This window comes from Gemmatimonadaceae bacterium (assembly GCA_019637445.1).
GTDB lineage: Bacteria > Gemmatimonadota > Gemmatimonadetes > Gemmatimonadales > Gemmatimonadaceae > Pseudogemmatithrix.
The window spans coordinates 163,131-177,288 of record JAHBVS010000002.1; the positions used below are offsets into that span (position 1 = coordinate 163,131).

13 protein-coding genes are annotated in these 14,158 nt (G+C 69.9%); all 13 read left to right on the forward strand.

Going from position 1 to position 14,158, the window contains the following annotated elements; translation table 11 throughout:
* Positions 1 to 168 precede the first annotated feature (168 nt).
* The 13 genes from KF709_10950 to priA all read left to right on the forward strand — a co-directional run bounded on the left by KF709_10950 (position 169) and on the right by priA (position 13,971).
* Positions 169 to 825, forward strand: coding sequence for a GAF domain-containing protein (locus tag KF709_10950; protein ID MBX3174921.1), 657 nt, complete (start codon positions 169 to 171; stop codon positions 823 to 825).
* Between the two features lie 42 nt (positions 826 to 867).
* Complete coding sequence (locus KF709_10955) at positions 868 to 1,182, forward strand: hypothetical protein (protein MBX3174922.1); 315 nt, start codon at positions 868 to 870, stop codon at positions 1,180 to 1,182.
* A complete protein-coding gene (locus tag KF709_10960; GenBank protein MBX3174923.1) occupies positions 1,179 to 1,502 on the forward strand; it encodes a hypothetical protein in 324 nt (107 codons plus the stop codon). Before KF709_10955 ends, KF709_10960 begins: the two co-directional genes overlap by 4 nt.
* Before the next feature lie 122 nt (positions 1,503 to 1,624).
* A complete protein-coding gene (locus KF709_10965; protein ID MBX3174924.1) occupies positions 1,625 to 2,521 on the forward strand; it encodes an AAA family ATPase in 897 nt (298 codons plus the stop codon).
* Position 2,522: 1 nt separating this feature from the next.
* Positions 2,523 to 3,392, forward strand: coding sequence for a DUF58 domain-containing protein (locus tag KF709_10970; GenBank protein ID MBX3174925.1), 870 nt, complete (start codon positions 2,523 to 2,525; stop codon positions 3,390 to 3,392).
* Positions 3,389 to 4,699, forward strand: coding sequence for a BatA domain-containing protein (locus tag KF709_10975; protein ID MBX3174926.1), 1,311 nt, complete (start codon positions 3,389 to 3,391; stop codon positions 4,697 to 4,699). Before KF709_10970 ends, KF709_10975 begins: the two co-directional genes overlap by 4 nt.
* On the forward strand, positions 4,696 to 6,828 hold the full coding sequence (locus KF709_10980) for a hypothetical protein (GenBank protein ID MBX3174927.1): 2,133 nt from the start codon (positions 4,696 to 4,698) through the stop codon (positions 6,826 to 6,828). Before KF709_10975 ends, KF709_10980 begins: the two co-directional genes overlap by 4 nt.
* Entirely contained in the window at positions 6,828 to 7,439 is a 612-nt protein-coding gene (locus KF709_10985) for a DUF4159 domain-containing protein (protein MBX3174928.1), read from the forward strand. Before KF709_10980 ends, KF709_10985 begins: the two co-directional genes overlap by 1 nt.
* Complete coding sequence (locus KF709_10990) at positions 7,423 to 8,733, forward strand: hypothetical protein (protein MBX3174929.1); 1,311 nt, start codon at positions 7,423 to 7,425, stop codon at positions 8,731 to 8,733. Before KF709_10985 ends, KF709_10990 begins: the two co-directional genes overlap by 17 nt.
* The gene (locus tag KF709_10995) at positions 8,734 to 9,657 is read left to right on the forward strand and encodes a histone deacetylase (protein ID MBX3174930.1); all 924 of its coding nucleotides are present in this window, start codon (positions 8,734 to 8,736) and stop codon (positions 9,655 to 9,657) included. It begins immediately after the preceding gene.
* Positions 9,658 to 9,666: 9 nt separating this feature from the next.
* Positions 9,667 to 10,713 (forward strand): magnesium transporter CorA family protein, encoded by a 1,047-nt coding sequence (locus KF709_11000; GenBank protein ID MBX3174931.1) that lies wholly within the window; start codon positions 9,667 to 9,669, stop codon positions 10,711 to 10,713.
* A 16-nt stretch (positions 10,714 to 10,729) separates the two neighbouring features.
* Complete coding sequence (locus KF709_11005; GenBank protein ID MBX3174932.1) at positions 10,730 to 11,719, forward strand: serine/threonine protein kinase; 990 nt, start codon at positions 10,730 to 10,732, stop codon at positions 11,717 to 11,719.
* Complete coding sequence (gene priA, locus KF709_11010) at positions 11,716 to 13,971, forward strand: primosomal protein N' (protein ID MBX3174933.1); 2,256 nt, start codon at positions 11,716 to 11,718, stop codon at positions 13,969 to 13,971. The genes KF709_11005 and priA overlap by 4 nt, the downstream gene beginning before the upstream one ends.
* The last annotated feature ends 187 nt before the right edge of the window (positions 13,972 to 14,158 follow it).

Here is a 14,158-nt window from a genome sequence, read left to right on the forward strand (position 1 = left end):
CCTCTGCGCCAATCTTGGTCAAGTTTCTTTGGGGGTGTGGCGGACAGTATTGTCCGCCACACCCCCTTAAGAGATTCAGGAGAGAAGTCACAGAGGTCGAAGTGCGGTGATGCACCCTCTGTGTCTCTGTGCCTCTGTGGCAATCGCACGAGCCCCAGCCCAACACGAATGCCCGCCCGCCGAAACAGATGGCAGCTCAAGCCAGCCCCTGAGCCCACCAAAGAGGACAGCCAGGCCATCGAGGCCATCCGAGGCATCGCTCACGCGGCCGCCAGGGCTATCGACCCAGCGGAAGGTTATCAGGACGCCCTCGACCGCCTCTGCCCGGCCGCCGGCGCCACGGCCGGCGCCGTGTTCGTACTGGACCGCAACAGCGAACTGATGCTCCTCGCCGCCGCCCACGGCTGGCCCGAGCGCTGGCGGCCCTGGCTCGGCGAAATGCGCGTCCGACTCGGCTTCGGCCCCTCCGGCGAGGCCGCCGCCGAGCGACGGACCATCGAGGTCGGGGACGTCTTCGCCGACCCGGAGATGGAGGACTGGCAGGAGGTCGCCGGCGAGCTCGGCATTCGCTCCCTCGTCGCTATCCCCCTCGAGGCCACGGAGGGCGTGTTGGGCGTGGCCGCGTTCTATTTCGAGGCCGCCGGACTGCGCAGCAGCGGCATCCGAGGGCTCTTGGCCGCGGGCGCAGACCTCATGGCCCTGATGGCTGAGCGTGCCGCCCTGCGCACCCGACTCCGCCGTGCCGAGGCCGCCCTCGAGGACGAACGCCCGGACCACTCCGCGCGTAAGTCCCAGACCGACGACATCGACGCAACCGTCGAATAGATTTCAGGTGTCTGACCGACATCGAATAGGAGAGCACCACTCGTGACGCGTCATCAGCAGTCCGGCCGCACCCTGCAGCACCAGCGCACCGTCCTCAGCACCGCCGATGTCCTTGAAGCCGCGCGCGATTTCTTCGCCCGCCGCTCGGGCATTTACGCGGCCTTCCTCGAGAAGCAGGGGCCCAACTGGATGAGCCTCCGCGGCCAGGGCGGCGAGGAGATCGTCATCGCCGCCACCGAGGAAGCCGGCGGCACCGCCGTCAGCGCCTCGTCGTATCTCTTCGACGCGCAGGTCGCGCAGTTCCTCGCCTCGCTGCCGCCGGCAGCCGAGGCCGCGACCGCCGGAGCCGTCGCGTGAGCGCGCTCGTCAACTCCCTCCGCGCCCGCCCGGGCCTGATCGGACTCGGCGCCGAGGCCGCGGACGCGTTCACCGTGCGCGTGCAGATGCCCGAGGTCTGGGACACCATCGCCGTGCGCTGTGCGAGCGACACCAGCGTCACCGCGCTCAAGCAGGCCGCGCTGGAGGCCTTCGGCCAGCAGCATCACCCGCTGGAGGAGTTCGTGCTCAAGCTGCGCGGCTTCGAGGTGCTCGATGAAGGCGCGCCCGTGAGCGTGGCCGGCGCCCGCGACGGCTCGACCTTCCTCCTCACGTACCGCCACCGGCGGCCCGTCCGCTGACCACCGCCGCGCGAGTTCCGACCGCAGCTGATCGCGAACAGCTGCTGGCCGCCGCGGCGTCGCTGCGCGCCGAGGTGGGCCGCCGCATCGTCGGGCAGCAGGATGTGCTCGATGAGATCCTGATGGCCCTTGTCGCCGGCGGCCACGCGCTGCTGGTGGGCGTGCCGGGCCTCGCCAAGACGCTGATGATCCGCTCGGTGGCCGAGGCGATGGCGCTCGACTTCCGGCGCATCCAGTTCACGCCGGACCTCGTGCCCAGCGACATCACCGGTACCGAGCTGCTCGAGGAAGACTCGCAGACTGGACACCGCGCGTTTCGTTTCGTGCGCGGGCCGGTGTTCGCCAACATCGTCCTCGCCGACGAGATCAACCGCGCGCCGCCGCGTACGCAGGCCGCGCTGCTCGAGGCGATGCAGGAGCACCGCGTCACCGCCGCCGGCGAGACGATGTCACTGCCCGAGCCGTTCTTCGTGCTCGCCACGCAGAACCCCATCGAGCAGGAAGGCACGTATCCGCTGCCCGAAGCGCAGTTGGATCGCTTCCTCTTTGACATCCGCATCGGCTATCCCGACGCGGACGATGAGGTCTCGATCCTCCGTGCGACCACGGGCGTGGACGACGCGCCACTGAAGCCGATGCTCGACGCGCAGCAGGTACGCGACCTGCAGCGGCTGACGCGCGAGATTCCCGCGGCCGACGCGGCGCTGCGCTACGCCGCAGCCCTGGCCCGCGCGACGCGGCCCAAGGGTGGGGAAGCCACGCCGTTGGTCGAGCAGTTCGTGCGCTGGGGCGCCGGCCCACGCGCTGGCCAGGCGTTGATTCTCGGCGCCAAGGCCGCGGCGCTGCTCGACGGGCGGCACAATGTCTCGCCCGACGACATCCGTCGCGTGGCGCGCCCGGTGCTGCGGCATCGCGTGTTGCCGAACTTTGCCGCCGAGGCCGAGGGCGTGGACGCGGAGCGGATTGTCGAGGACCTGCTCGCGCGCGTCCCCGAGCCGCGCGGGCTGACCGGGATCTAGCGTGCCGGTCGGCCCGTACGGCGCGTTGCTCGACGCCGTGCGCGGCGTGCGCTGGCCCGCGCGTCGGCCCGTGCCGCAGGGTGCGCCGGGTGCGCACCAAGCGAGGTCACGCGGCGCGGCGCCGGAGTTTGCCGAGTACCGGCCCTACCGGCAGGGTGATGACCCGCGTCGACTCGACTGGAAACTGCTCGCCCGCAGCGATCGGGCCTTCATCCGGCTTGCGCCGGACCACGCCACGCTGGGGACGACGTTTGTCGTGGACGCGAGCGCGTCGATGGGATTCCCCGCGGCCGACGCCAACAAGTGGACGACCGCCAAGGCGGTGGCCGTCGGCCTCGCGGCGGTGGCGCACGCCAGCGGTGACCCCGTTGGACTGCTCGTCAACGCAAACACTGGCCCGATCCGCCTGCAGCCGCGCACGCGGGCCGGCGTGCTCGCGGACATCACGCGCACGCTGAATGGCGTGGAGCCTTCGGGCGCGCGGCCGCTGACGCCGCTGTTGGCCGCGAGCGCCGCGCGTTGCGTGCTTATCACCGACTGCCTCGGCGACTTCGACAGCTGGCGCGCCGCGCTGGCCCAGCACGTGGTGCGCGGTGGCGAGGCGTATCTCGTGCACGTGGTGTCGCGGCAGGAACTCGAGCCGCCGCCGACCGATGTGATGGCGCGGGATCCCGAGGACCCGAGCCTTGAACGTCCGCTCGTGCCGTTCACGCGCGATGGGTATCGCCAGCGCTTCGCCGCGTTCCGAACCGATGTCGCGCAGCGTTGCCGCCGCGATGGCGTGGTCGTGCACGAGATCGTGGATGACGAGCCGGTAGAGCTCGTCGTGCGCCGCGTGGCCCGGGCAGGCGTGCTTGAGGTCACGCGATGAGCTTCCTCGCGCCCTGGATACTTGCCTTCGGTGCCGCGGCCGCAGCTGCCGTCGTGGCAATCCACCTGCTCACGACGCGTCGTCCGCCCACGGCACCGCTCCCCACGGCGCGATTCGTACCGGAGGCGGAGGCGCGCGCGGTCTCACGTGCAGCGAGGCCGACCGACCTGTTGCTGCTGGCGCTGCGATTGCTCGCCGTGGCCGCGCTCGCGCTCGCCTTCGCGCGGCCGCTATTGGATGCGCCCGGGCCAAGCGTGCGCGCGGTGGTCGCGCTGGAATGGACTACGGCAGTCGCCGACGTTGAGGCTGCGCGACACGCGGCGCGCGAACAGCTCGGCGAGGGCGCCGCGCTTGTGGTGTTCGATACAGCAGCACGCATCGTGCCGGTTGACGCCTTGGACAGCCTCTCGTCGCCATCCGTGCGCCGCGCCAGTTGGTCGCCGGCACTGGTCGCCGCCGGCGATGCCGCTGCGCAGATCGCGCGCGGTGCCGACTCGCTGCGACTGGTGCTGGTTGGTACCTCCCGACGAGACGCGCTCGATGCGGCCACGGCGACCCTCCGTGCCGCCTGGCCGGGTCGTGTGGAGTTCGTTGAGCTGCGCGCTGGCCGCGACAGCACTCGCGGCCTTCGTGCTGGTCTGCGTTCGTCGATGCGGGACGATCCACTGGCACCGGCACTCGCGGCGTGGTCGCGGCGCCGAGGCTCGCATCCGTTGCGGGTGACGCGGGATGCGCCCGGCCCAGCGGACTCGGCGTGGGCGCGGGGGACGACGGGGGCCGTGCTTGTGCACTGGCCTGCGCGGGGCGAAGGCACTGTCGTCAGGCCAGACGGTGTCGTGGCGTTCGGCAGCGAGGCCGCGTCGGTGGTCGCACCGCTCATTCGAGTCCCCCTCGGCGACTCGGCAGCGGCCGAATCTGCTATGGGCTCGGGTCAGGGCGGCGCCGCGACCAGTCGATCCATCGCCCGCTGGCGCGACGGCACCATAGCAGCCACTGAACGCGCACTCGGCGCGGGCTGCGCCAAGACTGTCGGCGTCGGCCTGCCGATCGAAGGCGACCTGACGCTGCGGCAGCCCTTCGCCGAGTTCCTTGATGTGGTGCTTGCACCGTGCGGTGGCGACGTCGCGCCGGCCTTGCCCGACTCCACGCTTGAGTGGTTGCGTGGCCCCGATCACCTGGCGTCGGCGCAGCAACTACTGCCGCTGCGCGCGGATGCGTCACCGCTAGCCGCCTGGCTGCTGCTGCTCGCGGCATTGGCGCTCGTGAGCGAACAGCTGCTGCGCCGTCGTACGGAGGCCAAGGCGTGACCACAAGCCAGCGCCTGCAGCGCGCCAAGCGCCAACTCGTGCTCGTCGCCGCGGGGCGCGCAGCGCTCTACGCCGCGCTCGCGGCTGCGCTGGCCGCGCTCCTGCTCGTGGCGCTCGATGCCGTGATCGGCCTCGGCCTCACGGCGCGCACGCGGCTCGCGCCAGCCCCGTGTCTTGCGGCGCTCGCGGTGGGCCTGTGGCAGTTGGCTGGCCCACTGCGCGACGTGCTGCGGGCGACGGACGAGCAGATCGCGCTGTGGTTCGAGCGTCGGCTCCCGGCACTGCGCTATACGCTGGTCACGCAGGCGGGGCTCGCCGCGCCCTCGCCGACGCTGCAGTCAACGACAGACGCCGTGCCGCTCGAGCGCGAACTGCGCGACGCTGCGAAGGCCTCGCTCACGAAGCCGGCATTCGCTCTGCTCTTGGTCGCCGCGCTCCTCCTCCTGCTGCCAGCGGGCGTGATGCAGCGCATTAGCGCTCCCGCAGCTGGTGACGCCCTGAACCGTGTCGGCGCGGGCAGCGCCGCCGCCGCGAATCCCCTGGCGACCATCGTCGTGCGGCTCCTGCCGCCAGCCTACAGCGGACTGCAAAGCGAAGTCGTGGACAACCCCGCCACGGTGCAGGCGTTGGTAGGCAGCCGCGTGACCGTTGAAGGGCGGGGCAGCGGCGTGACGGCGCGAGCGGCGGGGGCGGGCACGGGCGCAGACGCAACGTCGGGCGGCAACTCAAGCGATGCGGGCGGGTCTGCGGCTGAGATCCGCGCGCTGGCATCCGGTGACCGCTGGACCATCACCCTGCCGATGCCAGCCGCCGCCACGGCGCTTCGTCTCCAGGGCCCCGCCGGCGAGCGCGTGCTGCTGCTCGACCCACTGATCGATTCTGTACCGAGCGTGCGTCTCGAAGCTCCAGCCCGTGACTCGGTGCTGCGCGAACCGCGAGGCGAGCTGCCACTGGCCGCCGAGCTGCGCGACGACCTCGGCCTGCAGGACGCCGCCTTCGAGCTCATCATCTCGGCGGGCAGCGGCGAGCTCTACACCTTCCGCACGGTGCGAGCCGCTGCGCAGCGCTTCCAACCGCGCACCCGGGAGGGGCGCATCGCCGGCACGCTGCGTCTCGATACGCTGGGCCTCAAGCCGGGTGACATGATCCACCTGCGCGCCCTCGCCCGCGACTTCAACGACGTGACCGGCCCGGGGCAGGGCAGCTCCGAGACACGCACGCTGCGCATCGCGCGCGCGGACGAATACGACTCAGTCTCCGTGGAGCCACTGCCACCCGCCGAGCCGGAAAAGGACGCGCTCTCCCAGCGGATGATCCTGATGCAGACGCAGGAGCTGGTCGAGCTCTCGCGTCGACTGCGCGAGGCCGAGACCACGCGTCGCTCCCGCGTCATCGCCGTGGACCAGACCAAGCTGCGCAAAAAAGTTGGTGAGGTCGTCTTCCTCCGACTCGGCGGCGACGAGGACGGCGGGGAACACTCGCACTACGCCGGGGACGGGCACGACCACTCGCCGGACTCCGAAGTCAACGTCGATGACATCCTCGCCGCTGCCGAACGTGCCGCGAACGCCGATGTCACACGCAGCCTCGACAACCACGGCGACGAGACGCCGATCGTGGCGATCAATCGCCCGCTGCTCGAGGCCTACAACCACATGTGGCGAGCCTCGAGCGAACTCGAGACCGGACGCCCTGCCGCCGCGATTCCGTGGATGGAGCGCGCGATCGAGGCACTGCAGCGCGCCCGTGCCGCCGAGCGCATCTACCTGCGCGGGCGCCCGCCGCGGGTCGTGGTGGACCTCGCCCGCGTGCGCCTCGCCGGCAAGGACGAGGCCAGGCCAGGCCAGCGCAGTCCACGTGCCGCGCTCGACCCCGAGCGCGCGGCCCGCTTGGCGCGCTTCGACAACGCATTGGCCAACGCGAGCCTTGACCCCGCGGCCACTGCGGACTCGTTGCTGCTGATCCGTGTCGGACTGCCGGAACAGGAGCGCAGCGCAGCCATTGCCCTCGACGCAGCCGCCGACGCCCTGCGCCGCGGTGGCGACGTCACCACGCCGCTCGCCGCCGCTCGTCGCGCCCTGCTCAGCGCGCCGCCTCGCCGCGGAACTCTAACGCCGTGGGGCGAGTGATGGCCGAGTTCATCTGGGCCACCGCGCAGTACGACTCCGGTGACTGGGACTCGGCGCCAATGGTGCCGCCGAATCTCATCGACTCCGTGGCGCGATACACCGCCATCGACGTGTCGCCAACGGGCGTGGTGGTGCCGCTGGGTTCGCGCGATCTGCTGCGCTATCCGCTCGTCTATCTCACCGGCCATCTGCCCGTGCGATTCAGCACCGCCGAGCGCACGATGCTGCGCGAGTATGTGCGGCGCGGTGGGCTGCTGTTTGTCGATGACCACAACCACGATATCGACGGCGAGTTCCACCGCACGGCCTGGGAGGAGATCGCGGCAACGCTCTCTCCGTTGCAGGACCTGCCGAACGATCACGACCTCTACCGTTGCTTCTTCCAGTTTCCTGATGGCCCGCCAACCACGAGCCACGAGCTGAACGGCTGGGGCGACAACCTCATCCACAAGCATCTGCAGGCGGTGATGCACGAGGGGCGCATCGCGGTGCTCTATTCGAGCAAGGACTACAGCTCGGAATGGAACTATCACCCCGACAACAAGCGCTTCCTGTCGGTGGACAACACGCGCTTCGGCGTGAACCTGGTGGTGTATGCACTCACCCGCTGAGCTTCGCTGGCGTCGAGTGCTCGTCGAGCGCAGTCTTCGGGCCGCGGCGGCGGCTGGGCTCGTGCTGGCGTTGCTGCTCGCGTGGTGGCCGGCACTAAGCGCCTCGCGCGGTGCGGCGCCGGCAATGCTCGAGTTCACCACGGCACCCTCGGCGGCGACGCGCGATTCCTTGGCGGCGCTGCAACGCAGCGGGCGCGAGGTCCATTGGCACGGCCGCGTCGGCGCGACGGCGGCGAGCGTGGAGATGCTGCGCGAACCCGGGAACCGCTGGCAGGTTGCGGTCGTGGCGGACTCCGCCCTCGTGCTGCGAGACTCGCTTGGCGTGCTCGACTCGATCGCGTCCGGTGTCGGCACCTTGACCACCGATCCATTGCGTGGCGCGCTGCGGGTGGACGGCGCGGCGGCGATCGCCACTCTCCTTGCACCCGAGCCCGTCGCGCTGCGTCGGGTGTTGGTGCTGGGGCGCGCCACGTGGGAGTCGCGCTTTGTCATCGTCGCACTTGAGGAAGCCGGCTGGGCGGTCGATGCGCAACTGACCGTCGGGCGCGAGCGCGACGTGCAGCAGGGCGTGATCGTCCCCAACGTCACGCGACACGCGGCCGTCGTCGTGCTCGACACGGCCTCTCTGCGAGCGCAGGCCGCTGCCATCGCACGCGCCGTGCGTGCCGGCACGGGCCTCGTGCTCGCCGGTGAGGCCGCGCTCGCCACGCCGCCGGCTATCCGCGCGATTGCTGCAGCATCGGTCAGCGGTCGTGACGAACCCGAGGCGCGCCGGCTAGAAGGCATCCCGCCACTGGAAGCACTGCCACTCCTCACGCTGGCGGCGGGTTCCGATGCGTCCACGGTGCTGGAGCGTCGCGCAGGCAGCGCGGCGCTGGTGGCGCGCCGCGTCGAAGCAGGCCGCGTGATCCAACTTGGCTACACCGACACCTGGCGTTGGCGAATGGAGGGCGAGGGCCGAGGCCCCGCCGAGCATCGGGCGTACTGGTCGCGGATTGTTGGGCTCGCGGCGGCGGCTGAACTGGCGCGCGCCGGCGACGGTGCCAACTCGACAGAGGCTGCCGCTGGCTCACGAGGCGCAGTGGGGCCCGACACGGCATCCCAAGGCGAAGATCCCCTCACGCTCGCGGATCCCGCGCCGCGTGCGGCGCTTGTTCAGGCACTCGGCCCCGCTCAGGACGTGCCTGTGGCCGAGCCGCGCGGCCTGCCCGCACTGCCTACCTGGCTCGGCGCGCTCCTGCTCCTACTCTTCGTTGGAGAGTGGTCCTCACGCCGAGCCCGAGGGGCACGCTAGGTGTCGCTGGCCTTTATCTCCCACTCCGACTGCGGCCGGCACGACAACGGCTGGAACCATCCTGAGCACGTGGGGCGCGTCCGCGCCATCACGAGCAAGATGAAGTACCACCCCGAGTTGTTCATGGCGCTGGAACTGCTCGAAGGCCGCCACGCCACCGAGGACGAGCTCGCGCTTGCGCACGATCGTGCGTACATCGATAGGGTGCGCGAGCTCGCGGAGAGCGGTGGCGGGCGCTTCGACGCCGACACCATCGTCAGCGAGGGCAGTTGGGATGCCGCGCGGGCGGCGGCCGGTTCGGTGCTCGATGCCGTTGAGCGCGCGCTCGACGGACGCAATGCGCGCAGCTTCTGCGCCGTACGGCCTCCCGGCCACCACGCCCTGCGCGACCAAGGCATGGGATTCTGCTTGTTCGGAAGTGTTGCCATCGCCGCGCACTTTGCGCGGCAGAAGGGTGCCAATCGCGTCCTCATCGTCGACTGGGACGTGCACCACGGCAACGGCACGCAGGCGCTGGTGGAGCAGGAAGCCGAGATCCGGTTTGTGTCGATGCATCAGTGGCCCTGGTATCCGGGCTCCGGCGCGGCCGACGACCGCGGGCCGCACCAGAATGTCTTGAACGTCCCGATGCCGCCTGGCCTCGAGGCCGGGCGCTATCTCGACGCCCTGCTCGGCGCCGTCGACGCCGCGACCGCTAATTGGGCGCCGGACATCGTACTGGTGAGCTCAGGCTTCGACAGCATGGCCGGCGACCCGCTCGGCGGCTTCACGCTTGAGCCGACTGACATCGAGACGCTGACGCGCCAACTGGTGACGCGCGCCGATCGCTGGTGCGGCGGGCGGCTCGTGAGCGCGCTCGAAGGCGGCTACGCGCCGCAGCGCCTGGCCGAGGGCGTCATCGCGCACTTGGAGGCACTGCGGTAGCTTCTCGGCATGCCCAAGCGCAGCCCGGCGCTCCGCATCAAGAAGGCCCGCAAGCAGGCCGTGCCCACGGCCTCCGACGCCCCGCGCTCCTGGTACCGTGACGACGGCGGCGCGATGCGCCGCGATATCGATCCCGCTGAGTTCGCGGCAATCCTTGAGAGCGGGACGGGCCTGCTCTGGGTGGACCTCGACGCCAACAGCGCATCGCAGCAGCAGTTGCTGGCGAAGGTCTTCAAGTTCCACCCGCTGAGCGTCGAGGATACGACCTCCTCCGAGGGACGCACGAAGTTCGAGGAGTTCCCGCACTACACCTTCACCGTGGTGCGTGGCGTCCGCTTCGTGACCGAGACCGAGGATCTCTACGACATCGAGACCTTCAACCTCTGGAGCTTCGTCGGCCGGAACTTCGTGGTGACGGTGCACGGAGCACACGCCCCCGGCGTGGACGCGACCATCGCGCGCTTGGACCGCGCGCCCGAGACGATGGGCCGCGGCGCCGCGAGGCTGTTGCATCACATCCTCGATGCGACGGTCGACGCGTACTTTCCCATCATCGACCAGCTCGACGAGTTCGTGGACCAGCTGGAGGCGCGCGTGTTCGTCCAGTTCGACCACGAGGCCATGCGTGACATCTTCAGCGTCAAGCGGCTGGTGCTGCAGCTCAAGCGCCATCTCTCGCCGATGCGTGAGGTGTTTAACATCCTGCAGAGCCGTCCCTGCGCCCACGTCTCGCCCGAGGCGCAGATCTACTTCCGTGACGTCTACGACCACGTGATCCGCCAGAACGAATCGCTGGACACCTATCGCGAATTGATCTCCAGCACCTTGGACGCGTATCTCACGCAGGTGTCGAACCGGATGGGCCTGGTGACCAAGGGGCTCACCGTCGTCGCCACGCTCAGCGTGCCATTTGTGGTCGTCAGCGGGATGTGGGGGATGAACTTCAACGACATCCCCCTCTCCAACTGGCCGCACGGCTTCTGGGTGATGCTCGCCCTGCAGCTCGGGTTGGGCGGCGGATTCATCTGGTTCCTCCGTCGCAACGGCTGGCTCTAGGCCCCATATTCCATAAGTGTTCTGCCCTGACTGCGGTACCTGGAACCGGAGCAACGTCCGCGCCTGCCTGCAGTGTGGGGAGACGCTGCCGGACATCCCCTCCGCCGTTGATGCGCCGGATCACCTGATCACGTCGCTGCGCCACGCCACGGGCCATCGCTACAAGGTCGTGCGCCGCATCGGCAGCGGTGGCATGGCGGACGTGTACGAGGCCCGGCACCACCTGCTCAGTCGCCCGCTGGCCGTGAAGGTGATGCACGCCCACCTCGCCCGCGACACGGAGATGAAGGTGCGCTTTCGCCGAGAGGCGGAGTCGGCGAGTCGACTGCTGCATCCCTTCATCTGCGCGCCGCTGGACTACGGCGAGACGGACGAGGCCGTGTACCTTGTGCTGCCGTTCCTGAACGGCGGCTGCCTCGCCGACGACCTCACGCGCACACGGACGATCGAGACCGTCCGCGCCGCGCGCATCTGCGCGCAGGTGGCTACCGCGCTGGACTACGCCGCGCGCCAAGGCGTCATCCACCGCGACGTGAAGCCGGACAACGTGCTCTTCGACACCGACGGCAACGCCATTCTCACCGACTTCGGCATCGCCACGGCGTACTTCCACGGCCGAATGACGGCCGGTGGCCGCGCGATGGGTACGCCGCACTACATGGCCCCGGAACAGGCGATGGGCCGCTTCGTTGACGGCCGTGCCGACCTCTACGCCATCGGCGTGATGCTCTACGAGTGCCTCGCCGGCGTTACGCCCTTCGACGGGCCCGACGGCTACTCGATCGGCTACAAGCACGTGCACGAGGCGCCGCCGGCCATCCAGACCTTGGTGCCCGACGTCCCGGACCGGCTCGCCGGCATCATCATGAAGTGCCTCGAGAAGAACCCCGACAAGCGCTACCAGCGCGGGCACGAGCTGGCCGACGACATCTACGCGTGGATGCACGCCGAGGGCGCGCGGTCCACGCCCCCGGTGCGGGCCACGCGCCCGACCAGCGTGGGGTGAGCAGCCGGCTCGTCGAGGTCGCGCTGCCGCTGCCCCTGCTGCGCACCTTCACCTACGCGGTCCCCGACTCGCTCAAGCATCCGGTCGTCGCCGGCAGCCGCGTCGTCGCGCCTGTACGTGGCAAGCGCGTCGTCGGCATCTGCCTCGGTGAGTCCGATGGCCGTGCCCTTGGTGGTCGCGAGGCCAAGGCGCTGCTGGCCGCGCCGGACCCCGAGCCAGCGTTGCGCGCGGACCTGCTCGCCGTCTGCCGCTGGATGGCCGAGTACTATGTGGCGCCGATAGGCTTGGTCACGCGCTCGGTGCTGCCCGCCGCACTCGGTGTAGCCGCGAAACCCGAGGCCGCCGGCAAGCAGGAGCGCATCCTCGTGCTCTCGCGCGAGCTGCCCACGCTTACGGCCCGGGACGAAGCCTTCAGGCGCTCCCCACAGCAGCGCGCGTTGTTCGAGCTCCTCGAGCAGCTCGGCGGGCGCGCACCCGTGAAGCACCTGGTGGAGCGACTGGGCTGCACGCCCGCCGTGGTGACCGCACTGGCCAAGCGTGGCTTCGCGAACATTGAGCAGGCCTCGCTGCTTCGCGATCCCTTTGCCGACCGGCCTGCGCCGCCGGCACCGCGGCAGCAGCCCACGGCCGCGCAGCAGACGGCGATCGATGCGATCCTGGCGTCGGAGATCGGCAGCGTCACCCTGCTGCACGGCATCACCGGCAGCGGCAAGACGCTCGTGTATCTCAAGGTGCTCGAGGAAGTCGTGCACAAGCGCGGACAGAGCGCCATCGTGCTCGTGCCCGAGATCGCCCTCACGCCGCAGGCCGTGGATCGCTTCCGCGCTGTCTTCGGCGACCAGGTGGCCGTCTTGCACTCAGGCCTGAGCGATGGCGAACGCCTCGACGCCTGGCGCGCCTTGCAGCGCGGCGAGCGCCGCATCGCCGTGGGCGCGCGCTCCGCGGTGTTCGCGCCACTCGAGAACCTCGGCGCCATCATCGTGGACGAGGAGCACGAGGGCAGCTACAAGCAGGGCGAGACGCCGCGCTACAACGCGCGCGAGGTGGCCGTGCTCCGCGCCCGCGAGACCGGGGCCATCTGCGTGCTCGGCAGCGCCACGCCGAGTCTCGAGAGTTGGGTGAATGCGCGCGATGGCCGCTTCCAGTTGCTGGAGCTGCCTGATCGCGTCGGTGGCGGTTCGCTGCCTTCGGTGCAGGTCGTGGACCTGCGCCAGGAACAGAAGGCTGCTACACCGGAGGACCGCGCTCGCCGACAGGTGCTCTCCGCGCCGCTGGAGCGCGCGCTGCGCGATCGCTTGGAGCGGAAGGAGCAAAGCATTCTGCTGCTGAATCGCCGCGGCTACGCCAGCTTCGTGCAGTGCGATGAGGGGCACGTCGCGACCTGCCCGAACTGCTCCATCTCACTCACGTACCACCGTACGCCCGAGCGCTTGGTCTGCCACTACTGCCTGCACCAGGAGGACGCCTCTCATCCCTGCGCCGACTGCGGCCAGCCGCTGCGGCGCCAGCGCGGGCTCGGCACACAACAGGTCGAGCGGCTCTTGCTCGAGCGCCTGCCGGAAGCGCGCGTGGCGCGGATGGATGTGGACACGACCAGTGGGAAGTGGGCGCACACGACCATCCTCGACCGCGTCGCCCGAGGCGAGGTCGACATCCTGCTCGGCACGCAGATGATCGCCAAGGGGCTCGACTTCCCGAACGTCACGCTGGTGGGCGTGATTGACGCGGACATCGGCATCAATCTCCCCGACTTTCGGGCGTCGGAACGCAGCTTTCAGTTGCTGAGCCAGGTCGCCGGCCGCGCGGGCCGCGGCCCGAAGGGCGGGGACGTGTTCATCCAGACTCGCGTGCCTTCGCATCACGCGCTGCGCTGTGCGGTGACGCACGACTACCACGCCTTTGTGGCCGAGGAGCTGCCGGCGCGCGAGTCACCGCCGTACCCGCCGACACTGCGGCTCGCGAACCTCGTGGTCAGCGGACTCGACGAAGCGGCAGTGGCCCAGTTCGCCACCGAGCTCACCGAGTGGTGCATCAAGGCGGACCTCAAATTCAATCTCGGCATCACGGTGCTCGGGCCCGCGCCCTGCCCGATCGAGCGCATCAAGACGCGCTGGCGCTGGCACGTGGTGCTCAAGTCCGCCAGCGCCTCGGCGCTCACGCGTCTCCTGCGCGGCGTGATGACGGGCGTGGAGATTCCAACAGTGCACGACATGCGATTGGTGGCGGATCGGGATCCGGTGAGCCTGCTCTGACCGACCCGTTGGCAGCCGGTTCTGGAACTGCTGGTTACCACGGAGACACGGAGACTCGGAGAACGTCAGCGTGGGCGATCTACTCCGTGTCCACTTTGACCCTCTTCTCTGGACGCTCGGCGGACGGATCTGTCTCCGAGGCTTTCAAAGAACTCACTTGAAGAAGGCGTAGAGCTTTCCTGGGCGC